Genomic DNA, 18,939 nt, shown 5'->3' on the forward strand with positions numbered 1-18,939 from the left:
GCGGGCGATGCGCGCAAGTGGGGGCCGATGGCGCTGGCCGAAGACGAGATGGGCGAAGGGCCGGAAACGGCGCAATCCGACCGGCGCGCGCCGCGCTGGCGGCTGCGCCTGTCGCTGTTCCTGCTCGCCCTGATCGCGGCCGCGCTGGCGGCGCTGTGGTTCTCTCGCGAACAGATTGCCGAAGACGTCATCGCCGGGATGCTGGAGGATTACGACCTCCCCGCGCAGTACGAAATCGAAAGCATCGGGCCAGAGCAGCAGATCCTGCGCAATGTGGTCGTGGGCGACCCGACACGGCCCGATCTGACCATAGAGCGGGTTATCGTGAACCTGCGCTATCGCTTCGGCACACCCGCGATCGGGCGCGTGACGCTGGAACGGCCGCGTCTGTTCGGGACGCTGCGTGAAGACCGGGTAAGTTTCGGCGCGCTCGATCGCGTGCTCTTCGCCGAAAGCGACGCGCCGCCGGGCCTGCCCGACCTCGATCTCGAACTGATCGACGGACGCGCGCTGGTCGAAAGCGATTACGGCCCGATCGGCATCAAGGCCGAAGGGGAAGGCGAACTGGACGGCGGCTTCGACGGGCGGCTCGCGGTCGTGGCACCGGCGCTGGAGGGGGCGGGATGCCGGGCGGACGGTGCATCGCTGTACGGTCGATTGACCACCAGTGCCGGAAAGCCGGCGTTCGAAGGGCCGCTGCGACTGGCAGGTCTGACGTGCGCAGGTGGCAGCGCGGCACTGGCCGATCTGGCGCTGACGCTGGAGGTGACCGGCGATGCCGATCTGGCCGGCTATGAAGGACAGGCGCGATTGGCCAGTGGCCGCGCCACACTGGGCGAAACACGCGCCAAGGGCGTGAACGCGAACGTGCGCGCGAGCTGGCGCGACCGGCGGCTCACCGCACGCTATTCGCTGGTCGGGCGCGGTGTGTCGCATCCGCAGGCGCAATTCGCGGTGCTCACGGCGAAGGGCGGGCTGCGCGCACGCGAAGGGTTCGCGCGGGTCGAGGTGGATGCCGATGTCGAAGGCAATGGCTTGCGAATGGGGCAGACCGTATCGGGGGCGCTGGACAATCTCGCGCGTGGCAATGCCGATACGCTGATTGCGCCGCTGGCCCGCCGCATGGCCGGCGCGCTGCGGCGGGAAGAGCGCGGCAGCCGGGTGGCGGGCAATCTGACCTGGCGGCTGAACGGCGATGCGGTTTCGGCAGTCGTTCCTAACGCGACCCTGCGCGGCGGCAGCGGGGCCACCCTGCTGGCGCTTTCGCGGGTTCATTATCTGGGCGGAGACGGTGGCGCGCCGCGACTGACCGGCAATTTCCGCACTGGCGGCGAAGGGCTGCCGCAGATGGTGGGCCGGATGGAACAGTTGGCGGGCCGCGATCCGGTGCTGCGGCTGCGGATGGCCGATTATGCCGCAGGCGATGCGCGCATCGCGCTGCCCGAATTCGTGGTGGCGCAGGGCACCGGGGGGCAGCTCGGCTTCTCGGGACGCGCAGTGGTTTCGGGCGCACTTCCGGGCGGCGAGGCGCGCGGGCTGATCGTGCCGCTCGATGGCCACTGGTCTCCGGCGCGAGGTCTGGCGCTGTGGCACGAATGCACCGATTTCCGGTTCGACCGGCTGGAAATGGCCAACCTCGTCCTCGAACGGCGCGGCCTGCGGCTCTGTCCGCCGCGCACAGGGCCGATGCTGGCATATGACGCGCGCGGGCTGCGGCTGGCGGCAGGGGCGCCTTCGCTCGACCTTGCGGGCGAGCTTGCCGGCACTGCGATCCGGCTCGAATCGGGGGCGGTGGGCTTCGCCTGGCCCGGCAACCTTTCGGCGCGCGACGTAAACGTGGCGCTCGGGCCGGAAAGCGAAGCCAGCACATTCAGCATCAGCGAAGTTCAGGCCACGCTCGGAAACGCGATCGAAGGGACGTTCGCGGATGCGGATGTCGGGCTGTTCGCCGTACCGCTCGACCTGCGCGGCACATCCGGGCTGTGGCGTTATGCCGATGGCGTGTTCGCGATAGAGCAGGCGGGCTTCGTGCTGGAAGATCGCAGCGAGGACGATCGCTTCCGCCCGCTCATGGCCCGTGACGCCACCCTGCAGCTGGAAAACAACGCGATTCGCGCCGAGGCACTGCTGCGCGAACCGACCAGCGACCGCGAAGTGGCGCGCGTGACGATCGCGCACGATCTCGGGCGCGGGGCAGGTCACGCCGACCTCTCCGTCGCGGGCCTCGTGTTCGACGAAGCGCTCCAGCCTGACATGTTGAGCGAGCTGGCGCTGGGCGTCATCGCGAACGCTCGCGGTACTGTTACCGGCACTGGCCGGATCGACTGGAATGCGGACGAGGTAACCAGTTCCGGGCGGTTTTCGAGCGAAGGGCTGGACTTTGCTGCCGCCTTCGGCCCCGTTCGCGGTGCGGCGGGCACGATCGTTTTTTCCGACCTCATCAACCTGACCACGGTGCCGGGGCAGCGGCTGCAGGTCGCTTCGGTCAATCCTGGGGTCGAGGCGACCGGCGGCGAGGTGGAATTTGCCCTGCGCGACGGGCAATATCTTTCCGTGGCCGGCGGCACCTGGCCGTTCATGGGCGGAACCCTCACCCTGCGCCCGGTGGACCTGAACTTCGGCGCGAGCGAGGAACGTGCCTACGTTTTCGAGATCGAAGGTCTCGACGCGGCGACATTCGTCCAGCAGCTCGACCTGGGCAATATTTCGGCCACCGGCACGTTCGATGGCGAATTGCCGATCGTGTTCGACGCGGCGGGCAATGGCCGAATAGAAAGCGGGCGCCTCATCTCGCGCGAGCCGGGCGGCAGCGTCTCCTACGTCGGGGAGCTGACCTACGAGGATCTCTCGCCGATCGCCAACTTCGCCTTCGATGCCCTGCGCGCGCTCGAGTATCGCCGGATGGCGGTGGAAATGAACGGCAGCCTGTCGGGCGAGATCATCACCGAAGTCCGGTTCGAAGGGGTGAGCCAGGGCGAGGGGACGAGCAAGAACCTGATCACACGCAAGATTGCCAGCCTGCCGCTGGAATTCCGCGTGAACATCCGTGCTGCGTTTACCCAGTTGCTGACCAATCTGCGATCGCTCTACGATCCCGCGTTCGTGCGCGATCCGCGCGAACTGGGCCTGCTGGCGGACGACGGTGAACGGTTGCAGCGCCGCCCGCAACCGAACGGCGACACGGACCAACCCGAAAACAGTACTTCCGACGAACCATCCGTTCAGACACAGGAAAGCGAGACAATGCCATGAAGCCCGCTGAATTGACTGTCCGCCGCGCGGCTGCGACAATCCCGCCAATGGAGGGGGAAGCAAGGCCATCGTCGCGGGCGATCCGTTCGCTGGTGCTGGCGATGGCCGGTTTGATGGCGCTGGGCGGCTGCATTTCGGTGGAAGCACCGGACAAGCCGATCGTGATCGAGCTGAACATCAATATCCGGCAGGAAGTGATCTATCGACTCGCGGAAGACGCGGGCAACACGATCGAAGAAAACGCGGATATCTTCTGATGGGAACCGTCATGAACACGAATATGCTTCACAAGTTTTCGCTCGCCGCCGCGGCTTTCGCGCTCGCTGCGGGCGGTCTCGCCGCACCTGCGCAGGCGCAGCGCGATCCGGCTTACGAAGCGGCCCGTTCCAGCGGCAAGGTGGGCGAGAAGATGGACGGCTATCTCGGCATCGTCGGCGCTTCCACGGCCGATCTGCAGCGGATGGTGAACGACATCAATATCAAGCGCCGCGCTGTCTATGCGGACAAGGCGCGCGCAGCGAACGCCACTGTGGAAGAATATGCGCTGACCGCAGGCTGCATCGCCATCGCGAAGACGTCGCCGGGCGAGAAATACCAGGCGCCGGACGGTTCGTGGCAGACCCGCACGACGGCCCCGCCGCAGCGCGACAGCCGCTGCCCCGCCTGACCTGACGCCGGTTGCGGCCCAGGTGGCGCAAGCCGCCGATTGACTCGCCAAAAGGGGCAGCCTAAGGGGGCGGCGCCCTCGGCGGGCAGGTGTTGCGCATGCTGCGTATTTCCCTAAGGAACACGGCATGAGCGACGAAAAGCCCGCACGAGAACCAATCGCCGAGGATGCGCGGATCGATGCGCTCGAACAGCGGCTCAAGGCCGCACGCGAGCGTGAAGATCAACGCAACCGGCCGCAAGTGCAGGGTGCCGATGCGAATTATCGCAGTGGCAACCGGGTGCTGGCGGATCTCCTTGGCGGTATTCTCGGCGGTCTCGTGCTCGGTTGGTTGGTCGATACCTTCGCCGGCACGTCGCCCTGGGGTCTGTTGGTCGGCCTGTTCCTCGGGATAGTGGTGGCCTTCAGGAACATTTTCCGGATGGCGAACACGCGCTCCGACGACTCCTCTCCCGAGGGGTAGCCGTGAGCGCGAATGTTCATGAGGTAGGGACGTAACAGCCGTGGCAGCCGAACCGGCAAAGGTCGACCCGATGTACCAGTTCACGATCGAACCGTTGTTCGGTTCGCAGAACTGGGAACTGGCGGGCTATAACATCGCCTTCACCAACAGTGCGTTGTGGATGCTGATCACCACCGTGGTCCTGGGCGCCTTCGTCTGGGGCGGGACGAAGCGTCAGCTCGTGCCCGGCCGCTGGCAGATGGCAGTCGAAACCTTCACCGGTTTCATCGATGACATGCTGGAAGCAAACATCGGCAAGGCCGGGCGCAAATACGTGCCTTATGTCTTCTCGCTGTTCATGTTCATTCTCTTCGCCAACCTCCTTGGCCTGCTGCCGCTGGGCCTGATTGGCCTTCACCCGTTCACTTTCACCAGCCATTTCACGATTACCGGCGTCCTCGCCGCGATCAGTTTCTCGATCGTCCTGATCGTCGGCTTCTGGAAGCACGGTTTCCATTTCTTCAGCCTGTTTGTGCCGCACGGCACCCCGCTGCCGATGATCCCGGCGATCTTCCTGATCGAGCTGGTCAGCTTCGCCGTGCGCCCGTTCAGCCTCGCGCTGCGACTGTTCGTGGCGATGATGGCCGGTCACGTCCTGCTGGAAGTGCTGTCCAGCTTCGTGATCGACGGGACCAATGCCGGTGTCGGTTTCGCCGCGCTGGTCGGCCTGCCCAGCTTCCTGCTGATGATCGGCATCTGCGCGCTCGAAATTCTGGTTGCGGGCATTCAGGCCTATGTCTTCGCTCTCCTGACGTCGCTCTACATCAACGACGCCGAGAACCTTCACTGAGTTTTACCAACGCGAATTAACGAATTAAATCCAAAGGAGTTTTTGAAATGGACGTAGAAGCTGCAAAGCTGGTTGGCGCCGGTCTCGCCGCTATCGGTGCGGGCATGGCCGCGATCGGTGTGGGTAACGTGTTCGGCTCGTTCCTCGAAAGCGCGCTGCGCAACCCCGGCGCCGCCGACGGCCAGCAGGGCCGCCTGTTCATCGGCTTCGCCGCTGCCGAGCTTCTCGGCCTGCTGGCGTTCGTCGTGGCGATGATCCTGATCTTCGTCGCCTGATCGACCGATACCCGTCGCCGGCCGGGCATGTCCCGGCCGGCACGCCTCTTTCCGCTGATTTCCGGGACGCGCTTAGATGCCCCAGATAGCCCAGCTCGCAGACACATATTCCAGCCAGATTTTCTGGCTGCTGGTGTTCTTCGGGATCGTCTTCTTCGTTATCGGCCGGGGCATGGTGCCCAAGGTGATGGACACCGTTTCCCAGCGCGATAGCCAGATCGCTGCCGATCTTGCCGCGGCCGAGGCCGCGCGCACGCAGGCGGACGAGGAAGAGGAAGCCTGGCGCAAGCGCGAGAACGAAAATCGTGCCGCCGCCCAGGCACTGATCGCCGAGGCGAAAGCCGATGCGGCCGCTGCCAGCGAGAAGAAGCTCGGCGCCGCGCAGAAGCGGCTCGATACCAAACTTGCCAAGGCCGAAACCGAAATCGCCCAGGCGCGCACTTCGGCGCTGGCCGAAGTGGAAGATGTCGCGGCCGAGGCGGCGCGCGATATCGTTCAGCGTCTCGCTGGCGCCAGCGTCACCGCCGCCAGCGCGAAAAAGGCCGTGAAGGAGGTCATGACCCGTGGCTAACACGCCGGAAGTCTTCGCCACCGAAGCGGCTCAGACCGAAGTGGTCGAGCAGGGATCGGTCCATCACGTAGAGCCCGAGCTGTTCGGCCTGGCCCCGTTCCAGGTCGTCGCTGTGGCGATGACCGTGCTGATCCTGATCGCGGTGTGGAAGAAAGTCCCCGGCATGATCGTCGGCGGGCTGGACAACAAGATCGCCTCGATCCGCCAACAGCTCGACGAAGCCAAAGTGCTCCGCGCGGAGGCCGAGGCGCTGCGCGACGAATATCGCCGCAAGGTGTCGGGTGCCGAGAAGGACGCGGAGGCGATGCTCGACAACGCCCGCCGCGAAGCCGACGCGATTGTCGCCAAGGCGGAAGACGATAGCAAGGCGATGGTCGAGCGCCGCAAGCGGATGGCCGAAGACAAGATCGCCGCCGCCGAACGCGAAGCGGTCGATGATGTGCGCAATCGCGCCGCCACCGCCGCTGCGGAGGCTTCGCGCAAGCTGATCGCGGACAAGCACGATGCCGATGCTGATCGCAAGCTTGCGGACGAGCTGATCGCCGGTCTCTGACCCACTACCGCCGGCAATCTGCCGGAACGATAGAAGGGCCATGTGTTTCTTCCTGTGAAGACAGGAGAATCACATGGCTCTTTCCGCAATTGCTCTTAACTGCACGCTCAAGTCGTCGGGAGACGAAGCGAGCTCGACCGATGCGATGATCGCCGTCCTCGGCAATGCCTTCGCCGATCATGACGTCAAGCTGTCGGAAACCCTGCGCATCGCAGACCACAACGTCCTGCCGGGCGTCACCTCGGACGAGGGGGAGGGGGACGACTGGCCTGCGTTGCGCGAGAAGATCCTTGCGCACGATATCCTGATATTCGGCGGTCCGATCTGGATGGGCCAGATCAGTTCCATCGCCAAGCGGGTGCTCGAACGCATGGATGCCTTCCTCGGCGAAACCGACGACAAGGGGCGGATGCCGAGCTATTCGAAAGTCGCCGTCGCCGCCATCGTCGGCAACGAAGACGGCGCGCACTGGGCTTCTTCCCAGCTGTTCCAGTCGCTGAACGACACCGGCTGGACGATCCCCTCGGTCGCTGCCTGCTATTGGGTGGGCGAGGCAATGGGATCGACCGACTTCAAGGATCTGGACGAAACACCGGACAAGGTTTCGCAAACCGCCGCGATGGTCGCCGGCAATGCGGCGCACCTTGCCGGCCTTCTGAAGGACAATCCCTATCCCGGCCAGGGCGGGGAAGGGTAGCGGGCCCCCGATCGCGCTTCAGAATTCGTCCTTCGCTGCGCGCAGGGCGGCGAAGGTTTCGTGCGGCGCGCTGCCGCCCCAGCGTTCGCGCAAGGCAACGTCGTCTGCGCGGAGGAAGGGGTTGGTTTCCAACTCGCGCGATAGCGGCATCGGCACTGTCGGCTCCCCTTTCGCACGCCGCCGGTCGATCTCTTCGGCGTAGCGGTGCAACGCGGCATTGTCGGGGTCGGCATGAAGCGCGAAGCGCGCATTGGCCTGGGTATATTCGTGCGCGCAATAGAGCGTGGTGTCGGCGGGCAGGGCCTTGATCCGTTCGAGACTTGCCCAGAACTGCTGCGGCGTTCCTTCGAACATCCGGCCGCAGCCGAGCGCGAACACGCTGTCGCCCACGAAGGCCATGCCCGTATCGGCGAGGTGGTAGGCGATATGGCCGTCGGTGTGTCCGCCGACATCGATCACGCGCGCTTCGTACGCACCCAGCGCCACCCGATCCCCATCATCGACGACGCGGTCGATCGCGGCGAGCTTCTCGACTTCCTTCGGCGCGATCACGGTGGCCCCGGTCGCTTCGACGATGGCGCCGTTCCCGCCCGCGTGGTCGGGGTGCCAGTGGGTGTTCCAGATCTGCGTGATGCGCCAGCCCTTCGCATCCGCCTGGCGCAGGTATTCCGCGCCATCGGGGGTGTCGATGCAGGCGGTTTCGCCGCTGTCGGGATCGTGCAGCAGATAACCGTAGTTGTCGCCGAGGCAGGGGAACTGATGAACTTCGAGCATGGCGGCATTCTACGCGCGCGCGCCGCCATAGGAAAGGCCCGCCTGCCGGATGGGCAGACGGGCCTTCCTGTTTGCGATCCCCCCGCGGAGACGGGGATCCCGGTACGACCAGCGCGAGGCTGCCTGAGGTCCCCGCCTTGGCGGGGGCTCATGCCTGCTTAGTCTTCTTTCTTCTTCAGCGCTTCGCCGAGGATGTCGCCGAGCGACGCGCCGCTGTCGGACGAACCGAACTGGGCCACGGCTTCCTTTTCTTCGGCGATCTGGCGGGCCTTGATCGAGAAGTTCGGCTTCTTCGAACGGTCGAAGCCGGCAACCAGGGCATCGATCTTCTGGCCGGTCTGGAAGCGGTCGGGACGCTGTTCGTCGCGATCGCGGCCGAGGTCCGAACGCTTGATGAAGCCGGTTGCGCCGTCTTCGCCGACCTGAACTTCGAGGCCGCCATCGCGGACTTCGAGGACGGTGACGGTAACGGTTTCGCCCTTGCGCAGGCTGCCCGAAGAACCGCCTTCGCTCGGCGCACCCTTTTCGAGCTGCTTCATGCCCAGGCTGATGCGTTCCTTGTCGACATCGACGTCGAGAACGACGGCTTCGACTTCTTCACCCTTGCGGTGCAGCGCCAGCGCGTCTTCGCCCGAGATGCCCCAGGCGATGTCCGACATGTGAACCATGCCGTCCACATCGCCGTCGAGGCCGACGAACAGGCCGAATTCGGTCGCGTTCTTGACTTCGCCGGCAACCTTGGAGCCGATCGGGTGCTTGTCCGCGAATTCTTCCCACGGATTGCGCTGGGCCTGCTTGAGGCCGAGCGAGATGCGGCGCTTCTCGCTGTCGACTTCCAGCACCATGACTTCGACTTCCTGCGAGGTCGAAACGATCTTGCCCGGATGGACGTTCTTCTTGGTCCAACTCATTTCCGAAACGTGGACCAGGCCTTCGATGCCCGGCTCCAGCTCCACGAACGCGCCGTATTCGGTGATGTTGGTGACGGTGCCGGTCAGCTTGGCGCCGATCGGATACTTGGCGCCAACGCCTTCCCACGGATCGCTTTCGAGCTGCTTCATACCCAGGCTGATGCGCTGGGTTTCTTCGTTGATGCGGATGATCTGCACGGTCACGGTCTGGCCGATCTCGATGATCTCGCTCGGGTGGTTGACCCGCTTGTAGCTCATGTCGGTGACGTGGAGCAGGCCGTCGATCCCGCCCAGGTCCACGAAGGCGCCGTAATCGGTGATGTTCTTGACGACACCGTCGATCACCTGGCCTTCGGACAGCTTGTCGATCAGTTCGCTGCGCTGTTCGGCGCGGGTTTCTTCCAGAACGGCGCGGCGCGAAACGACGATGTTGCCGCGGCGGCGATCCATCTTCAGGATCTGGAACGGCTGCGGCATGTCCATCAGCGGGGTGACGTCGCGCACGGGGCGGATGTCGACTTGGCTGCCGGGCAGGAAGGCTACGGCGCCGTCGAGGTCGACGGTGAAGCCGCCCTTGACCCGGCCGAAGATGCGGCCTTCGACGCGCTTGCCTTCGCCAAATTCGCTTTCCAGCTTGTCCCAGGCAGCTTCGCGGCGGGCGCGGTCGCGGCTGAGCATTGCCTCGCCATCGGCGTTCTCGACCCGATCGACGTAGACTTCGACTTCGCTGCCGACTTCGAGCCCGTGCTCGTCATCGACACGCATGAATTCCTTGAGATTGACGCGGCCTTCGCTCTTCAGGCCGACGTCGACAACGGCCATGCCGTTTTCGATCGCGGTGACGGTGCCCTTGACGACGCGGCCTTCGAAGCCTTCATCGCCGGCGCCGCCGAGCTGTTCGTTAAGCAGCGCCTCGAAATCGGCGCGTGTGGGATTGGCGGAAGTTGCCATAGAGTGGTAAATCCTGTTCACGTTTTGCTTCCGGCCACCGGTTTTACCGGGGTCTTTCACCGCTTCCGGCGCACCATTGCGCAGGCTGGCGGGGCAAGAGGGCCGCTACCGCGCGGGCCGAATGCCATCGCGCGGGTCCTTCCAATCGTATGATTGCGAGAACGGTCGCGCGCCTAGGGCAGACAGGCCGGAAAAGCAAGCGAAACCACGTGAAGCGCGTGACACTCGATGGCCCTGTTGAACGCCGTGACTTTTCGCGTTTCCCCCTCGGTGGAAAGCCGCCTCCCCGTATCGCGACTGTGACCTTTCAAACCGTGACCTTCCGCGGGTGCTTCCTCCAGGCCGGACGGAGGTGAAAACGACAAGGAAGGCGCAAGCCGAGTGCATGGCGCTTCGATGGCACAGCATGAGGCCTGTAGGAAAATGGTTTTGTTCGGCGAGGGCGATGTCCACCTGGGCCGTTACTGCGCGCGCGCGACGCTCTCCACCGCCTCTATCGCTGCGGCGATTGCGGCTTCGCGGCCCAGGGCGGACGTGTCGATCACCAGTGCATCGGGCGCGGCGAGGAGGGGGGCGTCCTTGCGCTGCATATCGCGTTCGTCGCGGCGGCGCAGGTTCGCGGCAATCTCTTCCAGCGAAACCGTGATCCCGCGGTCGCGCATTTCCTTCCAGCGACGGTCCGCCCGTGCATCGACGCTTGCAGTGACGAACAGTTTCACTTGCGCATCGGGCGCGATCACCGTGCCGATGTCGCGCCCGTCCAGCACCGCGCCGCCGGGCTGGGTGGCGAACGCGCGCTGGCGTTGAAACAACGCCTCCCGCACGACCGGATGGATCGAGACGCGGCTGGCGAGGCCGCCCGTTTCTTCAGTGCGCAAGTGCGGATCGGCAAGAAGCGCCTCGGGAAAGCCGGTTGCGGCGAGCGCATCTGCCGGATCGTCGGGATCGCCCCCGTCGAGGAACACCTGCCGCCCCGTGGCGCGATAGAGCAGCCCGGTATCGAGATGCGGCAGGCCGAAACGATCGGCCAGCGCGCGCGCTATCGTGCCCTTGCCCGATGCGGTCGGCCCGTCCACCGCGATAATCATTGCGCAGGCCCCTCCTGATCGGCGGGCCGGCGGGCACGAACGGCCCTGACCAGGCCGTAGATCGCGATGGCGGCCCAGAACCCTTCCAGAACGAGGCTGGCGAGGTTGGTGTAGACCAGCAGCGAAACTGTCAGCAGCGCGGCGCCCAGCAGGTTCGTGCCGTGCTGTACGAACGGGTTGGGGGCGTCGCGAGCGGTCTGGTAGGCATAGGCGGCAATGATGCAGGCCATGCCGGCAAAGCCGATGTAATTGGCCAGTTCCGGCCCCGGATGGCGCAGCCCCAGTTCGGCGCCCAGCGACCATGCCGACGTGGCATGGGTGCCATCGGCGATTCCACTGCTGGACAAGACCATCGCTATTGCTCCCTGAACGTCGTTCGCCGGGCTGTCGGCGGGACCGGCCCTAGAGCGCATTGTGGAGCTTGAGAACCGCAAAGGCGCGCCCTATTTCAATTCCTGCGCAGGCCACGTCCTGCGTGCCCGAAGGCGGGTGATCAAGACCGGGACGGCCCGGCAGCGAACCGATTACGGAGGCTGTCTTGGCTTGGTTGTTCCTGATTGTCGCGGGTCTGCTGGAAACGGTGTGGGCCTATTCGATGAAGCTTTCCGACGGGTTCACGCGTCCCGTCGCCTCGATCGTCACTCTCGTCGCAATGATATTCAGCTTCGGCCTGCTCGCGCTGGCGATGAAGGCTCTGCCGCTGGGCACGGCCTATATGATCTGGACCGGGATCGGCGCGGTTGGCGCGTTTGTCGTGGGGATATTCCTGCTGGGGGAGGCGGTGACGCCGCTGCGCGTCGCCGCCGCCATGCTGATCGTTGCCGGTATCGCGCTGATGAAGCTGGCCAGCCCGAACTGAACCGCCGTGCCCCTGTGTCAGCGCGCCTCACCGCGCGTCTGGCGAACCTGTCGCGCCGGCGAGCAGTTCGGCGAAAGTCGGGAAGCTGGTGGCGATCGGGCGCGTGTCGTCGACTGCCACGCCCTCGCGGCTGGCCAGCCCGGCCACGGCCATGCTCATTGCAATCCGGTGGTCGAGATGGGTGACGACCGCCGCATTCTCGCCTGTCCCTGCCAGGGGGGTGCCGCCGGTGCCGTGCACGATCAGGCCGTCTTCGGTTTCCTCCACTTGCGCACCCGTTGCGGCAAGCGCGGCCGCCATCGCAGCGATGCGGTCGCTTTCCTTGACGCGCAATTCCTCCAGCCCGCTGGTGCGGGTGGTGCCGTGGGCCAGCGCGGCGGCAACGAACAGCACGGGAAATTCGTCGATCATGCTCGGTGCGATGGCCGGGTCGGCATCGATGCCGGACAGGCGGGCATGGCGCACGCGCAAGTCGGCGACCGGCTCGCCGCCGACAGTGCGCGGATCGAGTTCCGCGATATCGGCGCCCATCTGGCGCAGCACGTCGACCAGGCCCGCGCGGGTGGGGTTCAGCCCGACGTTTTCGATCGTGAGGTCGCTGCCTTCGACGATGCTGGCGGCCACCAGGAAGAACGCGGCGGAGGACGGGTCACCGGGCACCTCTATCGTTTGCGGGCGAAGATCGGCTTCTCCATGAAGCCGGATAATACGTTCGTCCCCCAGTTGCTCGATATCCAGCTCGGCACCGAAACCGCGCAGCATGCGTTCGGAATGGTCGCGGGTCGGCACCGGCTCGATCACCGTGGTGACGCCCGGCGTGTTGAGCCCGGCGAGCAGCAGCGCGCTTTTCACTTGCGCGCTGGCGACCGGCAGGCGGTATTCGATCGGAACCGCAGGGCACAGGCCCTCCATCGTCAGCGGCAGCTTGCCGCCGGGCGATGGCGTGAAGGTCGCGCCCATTCGCGACAGCGGTTCTATCACCCGGCCCATCGGACGTTTCGACAGGCTTGCGTCCCCCGTCAGAACCGCGGTGATGGCATGGCTGGCGAACAGGCCCATCAGCAGGCGGGTGGAGGTGCCCGAATTGCCCATGTCGAGCGCGCCTTGCGGCTGGAGCAGGCCGCCCACGCCGACGCCGTGGATCGACCAGGTGTCGCCATTCTTCTCGATCGTGGCCCCGCAGGCGCGCAGCGCGGCGGCGGTCGCCAGCACGTCCTCGCCTTCCAGCAGGCCGCTGGCGCGGGTTTCGCCGACCGCCAGCGCGCCGAGCATCAGCGCCCGGTGGCTGATCGATTTATCGCCCGGAACACGGATCTTCCCGCGCAGGGGGGCGGAAGGAAGGAAGCGGCGGGGGCGGGGCTGATCGTGCAAGGGACGTCCTTGATCAGGAGGGGCGAACGGCCGCGGCTTTTGACAGCGGCATTGCCCTATGGCAAGGCGCGCGCCGCATGCGGTGCGCTCTTGATTCCCGGCGCGGCCGCACCCATCACGTTCCACTTTCGGATTTCTGCCCCGTCATGGCGGCGGGCGACGTTAAGGATTGACAATGGCCAAGCCAGAATGGGGCACCAAGCGCATGTGCCCGAAATGCGGTGAACGCTTTTACGACCTGGGCAAGGATGACCCGGTCACGTGCATCGAATGCGGCGAAGAATGGACGCCCGAACCGGTGTTGAAGACGAAGCAGCCGATTCCGTTCGAGGAAGAGGAAAAGAAGGACAAGGAGCCTGACAGCGACCTTGGCGGCGGCGATCTGGAAGATATCGACGTCGATGACGACGACGATTCGCCCGATAACGAAGTCGACCTTGGCGGTGACGACGATCTGGGCGTTGCGAAGGGCAAGGGCGACGACGAGGAAGAAGATACCTGAAATCGGGTCTTGCCAAGCGGGGCCGCCCTCAATAAAGGGCGGCCCTCCCGCACGATAGCGGGTCTGGCGCATCCTGTTACGATGCGCCGCAAATGGATGGCACGGGGCCTTAGCTCAGCTGGGAGAGCGCCTGCATGGCATGCAGGAGGTCAGCGGTTCGATCCCGCTAGGCTCCACCATCCTTCGGATATGCCGGTATCCGGCCATTGACGGGCTGCAGGCCGCAGCCTTCTCTGACCGCATCCCGACATACCCGGATAGGAATTTGGGTTCATAGGGGTTCGCCCCACGCTGGCCGACGAGGTTTCGTCCGCCGGCGTTTTTCGCGTTTGGCCTGTCGGGGCCGGTGAACGAGTTTGGAGTAGGCGATGTTCGACAATCTGTCCGATCGGCTCGGCAACGTGTTCGACCGCCTGCGCGGCCGCGGCGCCCTGTCCGAACAGGACGTGCGCGATGCCATGCGCGAAGTGCGCGTCGCGCTGCTCGAAGCCGACGTTGCGCTGCCCGTCGTGCGCCGCTTCATCGATGCCGTCACCGAAAAGGCGATCGGGGCCGAAGTTCTCAAGTCGGTCACGCCCGGTCAGCAGGTCGTCAAGATCGTCAACGACGAGCTGGTCGAGATGCTCGGCGGGGAAGAGGTCGAAGGTCTGACGCTGGAGGCGAAGCCGCCGGTCGTGATCATGATGGTCGGCCTCCAGGGCTCGGGCAAGACCACCACGACTGCCAAGCTGGCCAAGCTGCTGAAGGAACGCCACGGCAAGAAAGCGCTGATGGCCTCGCTCGACGTCAACCGCCCGGCGGCGCAGGAGCAGCTGGCGGTGCTGGGCGAACAGGTCAGCGTCGCCACCCTGCCGATCGTCGCCGGCCAGCAGCCGGTCGATATCGCCCGGCGTGCGATGGAATCGGCGAAACTGCAATCGGCCGACGTGCTGCTGCTCGACACCGCCGGCCGCTTGCACGTGGACGAAGCGCTGATGGCGGAGATGAAGGCCGTCGCCGGCGTCTCCGCACCGACCGAAGTGCTGCTGGTGGTCGATTCGCTGACCGGGCAGGACGCGGTCAACGTCGCCAGGAGCTTCACCGAGGAAGTGCCGCTGACCGGCGTCGTGCTGACGCGGATGGACGGCGATGCGCGCGGCGGTGCGGCGCTGTCGATGCGCCATGTCACCGGCCAGCCGATCAAGTTTGCGGGCACGGGCGAGAAGCTGGACGCGATCGAAGCGTTCGATCCCAAGCGTGTCGCGGGCCGTATCCTCGGCATGGGCGATGTCGTCAGCCTGGTCGAAAAGGCCGCGGCGACGATCAAGGAAGAAGATGCCGAAGCGCTCGCCAAGCGCATGGCGAAAGGGCAGTTCGACCTCAACGATCTGCGTATGCAGCTGCGCCAGATGCAGAGCATGGGCGGGCTCGGGATGCTCGCCGGAATGCTTCCGGGGATGAAGAAGGCCAAGGCGGCGCTGTCGCAATCGGGCATGGACGACAAGGTGCTGGTCCACATGGACGCGATCATCGGTTCGATGACGGCCAAGGAACGCGCCAATCCCGCGCTGATGAACGCCAAGCGCAAGAAGCGCGTGGCGGCGGGCAGCGGCCTGCAGGTGCAGGACGTGAACAAGCTGCTCAAGATGCATCAGGAAATGGGCCGCGCAATGAAACAGATCAAGAAGATGGGCGGGCTCAAGGGGCTGGGCGCGCTGCTTGGCGGTGGCGGCATGGGGGCCGCCATGCCCGGCCTCGGCGGGCCCGGCGCCGGCGGAATGCCGCCGGGCCTCCCCGGCCTGCCCGGACAGAAGAAATAAGTATTCAAATTCATATGTTTAAGTTGGAAAGGTAACATACAATGGCAATTGCACTTCGTCTCTCGCGCGGTGGCGCGAAGAAGCGCCCCTATTACCGCATCGTCGCGGCCGACAGCCGCAAGCCGCGCGACGGCAAGTATCTGGAGCAGATCGGCATCTACAACCCGCTGCTCGCCAAGGACGACGAAAAGCGCGTCGAACTGAACGAAGATCGTGCGCGCTACTGGCTGGGCGTCGGCGCACAGCCGAGCGACCGTGTTGCCCGCTTCCTCGACGCCGCGGGCATCCGCGAGCGCGCCGCGCGCAACAACCCGAACAAGGCCGAGCCGGGCGAAAAGGCCAAGGAACGCGCTGAAGAGAAAGCCGCGAAGGTCGCTGAAGCCGAAGAAGCCAAGAAGGCTGCCGAGGAAGAGGCCAAGGCCGCTGCCGAAGCTCCCGCCGAAGAAGCACCTGCAGAGGAAGCTCCGGCCGAGGAAGCACCTGCTGCGGACGCCCCGGCCGAAGACGCTCCGGCTGCCGAAGAGTCCACCGAAGAGAAGTCGGAAGGCTAAGCGCTTCCGATGAAAGACAGGCCCGTCACCCTTGCCGCCATTGCCGGCGCGCACGGCGTGACGGGCGAAGTCCGCCTCAAGCTGTTTGGCGAAGGGCTGGAAACGCTGCGCAGGCACAAGACTTTCAACGAAGGCGCCTTGACGCTTTCGAAGGTTCGCAGCGACAACAAGGGCGGCGCGATCGCGCGCTTTGCCGAAGTGGCCGACCGGGGCGCGGCGGAACGCTTGCGCGGCACCGCGCTGACTGTCCCGCGCAGCACGCTCCCCCCTCTCGGCGACGGGGAATATTACCACGCCGACCTCCTGGGCCTTCCGGCGCTGGATGACGCGGGCACTCCCCTGGGGACCATCGTCGCGATCGAGAATTTCGGCGCGACCGACCTGGTCGAAATCGAACGACCGGATGGCAAGCGCTTCATGGTCCCGATGATCGCCGAGGCGGTGCCTTCATGGAACGGCGAACGCCTGATCGTGGCCGCGCCTTTTGCGGAGCAGTGACGATGGGGCACGAGATTTTCCCAGGCGCGATCGAATGACTTTCGCTGCCACCATTCTAACGCTCTATCCCGAGATGTTTCCCGGGCCGCTCGGCGTTTCGCTGGCGGGGCGCGCGCTGGAGCGGGGGGACTGGACCTGCGATGCCGTGCAGATCCGCGATTTCGCGAACGACCGGCACCGCACGGTCGACGACACGCCGGCGGGCGGCGGTGCGGGCATGGTCCTGAAGGCGGACGTGCTGGCGGCCGCGCTGGACAGCGTGCCCGCCGGGCGGCCCGTGCTGGCGATGACGCCGCGTGGCCGGCCGATCACCCAGGCACGGATTCGTGCGCTGTCCGCCGGCCCCGGCGTGACCATCCTGTGCGGCCGGTTCGAAGGCTTCGACGAGCGTCTGTTCGATGCCCGTCCGCAGATCGAACAGATCAGCCTGGGCGACATCGTCTTGTCGGGCGGAGAACCCGCCGCGCTTGCCATTCTGGACGCTTGCATTCGCCTGCTTCCCGGCGTAATGGGCGCGGCTTCGAGCGGGGCCGAGGAATCCTTCGAAGAAGGGCTTCTCGAATATCCGCAATATACCCGACCTGCCGAATGGGAAGGGCGCACGATCCCTGAAGTGCTGCGATCGGGGGATCATGCGAAGATCGCGGCGTGGCGCAAGCAACGCAGCGAAGACGATACACGGTTACGCAGGCCGGACCTTTGGGAGCGTTACAGTGACGCTCGGGCCCGACCTGCCTCTGGCGCGCGGCGAAAAGACTAGAAAGACCAGGCAAATGAACCTGATCCAGCAGCTCGAGGCCGAAGCTATCGAGAACCTCGGGAAAGACATTCCCGATTTCCGCGCCGGGGATACCGTGCGCGTCGGCGTGAAAGTCGTCGAAGGCACGCGTGAGCGTGTGCAGAATTTCGAAGGCGTGGTGATCGCTCGTTCGAACCGCGGCATGGGTTCGAACTTCACCGTGCGCAAGATGTCGTTCGGCGAAGGCGTGGAACGCGTGTTCCCGCTCTACTCGCCGGTCGTCGACAGCATTACCGTCGTTCGCCGCGGTGTGGTGCGCCGGGCGAAGCTTTATTACCTGCGTGGCCGCACCGGTAAATCGGCCCGCATCGCCGAGCGTCGCGACAGTCGCCCGACCGAGAAGGCCTGACAGCCTCCCACCGGGAACGAGACAAGCGAAGGGGCGCTCCGGCACAGGGTCGGGGCGCCCCTTTTGCTTGGCCCGGCACAAATTCAATTGCGGTTGCGCCGGCGCGACGGAGCGCTAGGCACGCGGCCTGAACTAGCTAGGAGTTGCAGATGGGTTATCGGGTGGCAATCGTCGGTGCGACCGGGAACGTCGGGCGCGAGATGATGCAGATCCTCGCAGAGCGCGAGTTTCCCTGCGACGAAGTGGCCGCAGTGGCCAGCTCGCGTTCGGTCGGGACCGAAGTGGAATTCGGCGACACCGGCAAGATGCTCAAGTGCAAGAATATCGAGCATTTCGATTTCACCGGCTGGGACATTGCCCTGTTCGCGGCCGGCAGCGGCCCGGCGAAGGAATATGCGCCCAAGGCGGCCGCCGCCGGCTGCGTGGTGATCGACAATTCCTCGCTCTACCGGATGGAGCCGGACGTGCCGCTGATCGTGCCGGAGGTGAACCCCGACGCGATCGACGGTTACACCGCGCGCAACATCATCGCCAATCCGAACTGTTCGACCGCGCAGCTCGTCGTCGCGCTCAAGCCGCTGCACGATGCGGCGACCATCAAGCGGGTCGTCGTCAGCACCTATCAATCGGTTTCCGGCGCGGGGAAGGCCGGGATGGACGAGCTGTTCGAACAGAGCCGCGCGATCTTCGTCGGCGATCCGGTCGAACCGAAGAAGTTCACCAAGCAGATCGCCTTCAACGTCATCCCCCATATCGACGTATTCCTGGACGACGGTTCGACCAAGGAAGAATGGAAGATGGTGGTCGAAACCAAGAAGATCCTCGACCCCAAGGTCAAGCTGAACGCCACCTGCGTGCGCGTGCCGGTCTTCGTCGGCCATTCCGAGGCGGTGAATATCGAGTTCGAGAACGAGCTTTCCGCCGATGCGGCAATGGATATCCTGCGCGAAGCGCCCGGGATCATGCTGGTCGACAAGCGGGAGGACGGCGGATACGTCACCCCGGTGGAGAGCGCGGGCGACGGCGCGACCTATATCAGCCGCGTGCGTGAAGACCCGACGGTCGAAAACGGCCTGACGCTGTGGTGCGTGAGCGATAACCTGCGCAAGGGCGCGGCGCTCAACGCAGTGCAGATTGCCGAATTGCTCGGCCGCAAGCACCTGAAGAAGGGGTGACGCGC

The 18,939-nt window shown here is 65.3% G+C and carries 22 protein-coding genes and 1 tRNA gene; 18 read left to right on the forward strand and 5 right to left on the reverse strand.

Annotation, left to right across the window (positions count from 1 at the left end; all coding sequences use genetic code 11):
- Positions 1-27 precede the first annotated feature (27 nt).
- From AM2010_RS03115 to AM2010_RS03155, 9 genes are all read left to right on the forward strand, one after another.
- The gene (locus AM2010_RS03115) at positions 28-3,252 is read left to right on the forward strand and encodes an intermembrane phospholipid transport protein YdbH family protein (RefSeq protein ID WP_047807651.1); all 3,225 of its coding nucleotides are present in this window, start codon (positions 28-30) and stop codon (positions 3,250-3,252) included.
- On the forward strand, positions 3,249-3,509 hold the full coding sequence (locus tag AM2010_RS14375; RefSeq protein WP_236699393.1) for a YnbE family lipoprotein: 261 nt from the start codon (positions 3,249-3,251) through the stop codon (positions 3,507-3,509). Before AM2010_RS03115 ends, AM2010_RS14375 begins: the two co-directional genes overlap by 4 nt.
- A gap of 11 nt (positions 3,510-3,520) precedes the next feature.
- A complete protein-coding gene (locus AM2010_RS03125) occupies positions 3,521-3,919 on the forward strand; it encodes a YdbL family probable chaperone protein (RefSeq protein WP_420834967.1) in 399 nt (132 codons plus the stop codon).
- 127 nt (positions 3,920-4,046) lie between these two features.
- A complete protein-coding gene (locus AM2010_RS03130) occupies positions 4,047-4,382 on the forward strand; it encodes an AtpZ/AtpI family protein (RefSeq protein WP_047805835.1) in 336 nt (111 codons plus the stop codon).
- A 70-nt stretch (positions 4,383-4,452) separates the two neighbouring features.
- The gene (locus AM2010_RS03135; protein ID WP_047807653.1) at positions 4,453-5,211 is read left to right on the forward strand and encodes a F0F1 ATP synthase subunit A; all 759 of its coding nucleotides are present in this window, start codon (positions 4,453-4,455) and stop codon (positions 5,209-5,211) included.
- Between the two features lie 47 nt (positions 5,212-5,258).
- Positions 5,259-5,486, forward strand: coding sequence for a F0F1 ATP synthase subunit C (locus AM2010_RS03140; RefSeq protein WP_047805836.1), 228 nt, complete (start codon positions 5,259-5,261; stop codon positions 5,484-5,486).
- Between the two features lie 76 nt (positions 5,487-5,562).
- Positions 5,563-6,057: a F0F1 ATP synthase subunit B family protein gene (locus tag AM2010_RS03145; RefSeq protein ID WP_047805837.1), complete on the forward strand. Its 495-nt coding sequence runs from the start codon at positions 5,563-5,565 to the stop codon at positions 6,055-6,057.
- The gene (locus AM2010_RS03150) at positions 6,050-6,610 is read left to right on the forward strand and encodes a F0F1 ATP synthase subunit B family protein (protein WP_047805838.1); all 561 of its coding nucleotides are present in this window, start codon (positions 6,050-6,052) and stop codon (positions 6,608-6,610) included. Before AM2010_RS03145 ends, AM2010_RS03150 begins: the two co-directional genes overlap by 8 nt.
- Positions 6,611-6,683: 73 nt before the next feature.
- On the forward strand, positions 6,684-7,307 hold the full coding sequence (locus AM2010_RS03155) for a flavodoxin family protein (RefSeq protein ID WP_047805839.1): 624 nt from the start codon (positions 6,684-6,686) through the stop codon (positions 7,305-7,307).
- Between the two features lie 18 nt (positions 7,308-7,325).
- Here AM2010_RS03155 and gloB read toward each other — a convergent pair whose 3' ends face one another.
- The 4 genes from gloB to AM2010_RS03175 form a co-directional block, all read right to left on the reverse strand.
- The gene (gene gloB / locus AM2010_RS03160; protein ID WP_047805840.1) at positions 7,326-8,081 is read right to left on the reverse strand and encodes a hydroxyacylglutathione hydrolase; all 756 of its coding nucleotides are present in this window, start codon (positions 8,079-8,081) and stop codon (positions 7,326-7,328) included.
- Between the two features lie 158 nt (positions 8,082-8,239).
- Complete coding sequence (gene rpsA / locus AM2010_RS03165; RefSeq protein WP_047805841.1) at positions 8,240-9,943, reverse strand: 30S ribosomal protein S1; 1,704 nt, start codon at positions 9,941-9,943, stop codon at positions 8,240-8,242.
- Positions 9,944-10,404: 461 nt separating this feature from the next.
- Complete coding sequence (locus AM2010_RS03170; protein WP_047805842.1) at positions 10,405-11,031, reverse strand: (d)CMP kinase; 627 nt, start codon at positions 11,029-11,031, stop codon at positions 10,405-10,407.
- Complete coding sequence (locus AM2010_RS03175) at positions 11,028-11,309, reverse strand: CBU_0592 family membrane protein (protein WP_420834976.1); 282 nt, start codon at positions 11,307-11,309, stop codon at positions 11,028-11,030. The genes AM2010_RS03170 and AM2010_RS03175 overlap by 4 nt, the downstream gene beginning before the upstream one ends.
- A 260-nt stretch (positions 11,310-11,569) precedes the next feature.
- On the opposite strand from AM2010_RS03175, the gene AM2010_RS03180 reads away from it, so the two are divergent.
- On the forward strand, positions 11,570-11,890 hold the full coding sequence (locus AM2010_RS03180; protein ID WP_047805843.1) for a DMT family transporter: 321 nt from the start codon (positions 11,570-11,572) through the stop codon (positions 11,888-11,890).
- Positions 11,891-11,917: 27 nt separating this feature from the next.
- On the opposite strand, the gene aroA is transcribed toward AM2010_RS03180, so the two are convergent.
- Positions 11,918-13,261 carry a 3-phosphoshikimate 1-carboxyvinyltransferase gene (gene aroA / locus AM2010_RS03185; RefSeq protein WP_047805844.1) on the reverse strand — a complete coding sequence of 448 codons (1,344 nt, stop codon included), beginning with the start codon at positions 13,259-13,261 and terminating at the stop codon, positions 11,918-11,920.
- Positions 13,262-13,436: 175 nt separating this feature from the next.
- On the opposite strand from aroA, the gene AM2010_RS03190 reads away from it, so the two are divergent.
- The 8 genes from AM2010_RS03190 to AM2010_RS03225 all read left to right on the forward strand — a co-directional run bounded on the left by AM2010_RS03190 (position 13,437) and on the right by AM2010_RS03225 (position 18,934).
- Complete coding sequence (locus AM2010_RS03190) at positions 13,437-13,763, forward strand: TIGR02300 family protein (RefSeq protein ID WP_047805845.1); 327 nt, start codon at positions 13,437-13,439, stop codon at positions 13,761-13,763.
- Between the two features lie 103 nt (positions 13,764-13,866).
- Positions 13,867-13,942: transfer RNA gene (locus AM2010_RS03195), tRNA-Ala, on the forward strand.
- 189 nt (positions 13,943-14,131) lie between these two features.
- Complete coding sequence (gene ffh, locus AM2010_RS03200; RefSeq protein ID WP_047805846.1) at positions 14,132-15,562, forward strand: signal recognition particle protein; 1,431 nt, start codon at positions 14,132-14,134, stop codon at positions 15,560-15,562.
- A gap of 41 nt (positions 15,563-15,603) precedes the next feature.
- Entirely contained in the window at positions 15,604-16,113 is a 510-nt protein-coding gene (rpsP, locus tag AM2010_RS03205; RefSeq protein WP_047805847.1) for a 30S ribosomal protein S16, read from the forward strand.
- Positions 16,114-16,122: 9 nt separating this feature from the next.
- Positions 16,123-16,611 (forward strand): ribosome maturation factor RimM, encoded by a 489-nt coding sequence (rimM, locus tag AM2010_RS03210; RefSeq protein ID WP_047805848.1) that lies wholly within the window; start codon positions 16,123-16,125, stop codon positions 16,609-16,611.
- Between the two features lie 34 nt (positions 16,612-16,645).
- Positions 16,646-17,371 carry a tRNA (guanosine(37)-N1)-methyltransferase TrmD gene (gene trmD / locus AM2010_RS03215; protein WP_047805849.1) on the forward strand — a complete coding sequence of 242 codons (726 nt, stop codon included), beginning with the start codon at positions 16,646-16,648 and terminating at the stop codon, positions 17,369-17,371.
- Positions 17,372-17,384: 13 nt separating this feature from the next.
- Complete coding sequence (gene rplS / locus AM2010_RS03220) at positions 17,385-17,759, forward strand: 50S ribosomal protein L19 (RefSeq protein WP_047805850.1); 375 nt, start codon at positions 17,385-17,387, stop codon at positions 17,757-17,759.
- Between the two features lie 149 nt (positions 17,760-17,908).
- Positions 17,909-18,934 carry an aspartate-semialdehyde dehydrogenase gene (locus AM2010_RS03225; protein ID WP_047805851.1) on the forward strand — a complete coding sequence of 342 codons (1,026 nt, stop codon included), beginning with the start codon at positions 17,909-17,911 and terminating at the stop codon, positions 18,932-18,934.
- The last annotated feature ends 5 nt before the right edge of the window (positions 18,935-18,939 follow it).

It is taken from the genome of Pelagerythrobacter marensis (assembly GCF_001028625.1).
GTDB lineage: Bacteria > Pseudomonadota > Alphaproteobacteria > Sphingomonadales > Sphingomonadaceae > Pelagerythrobacter > Pelagerythrobacter marensis.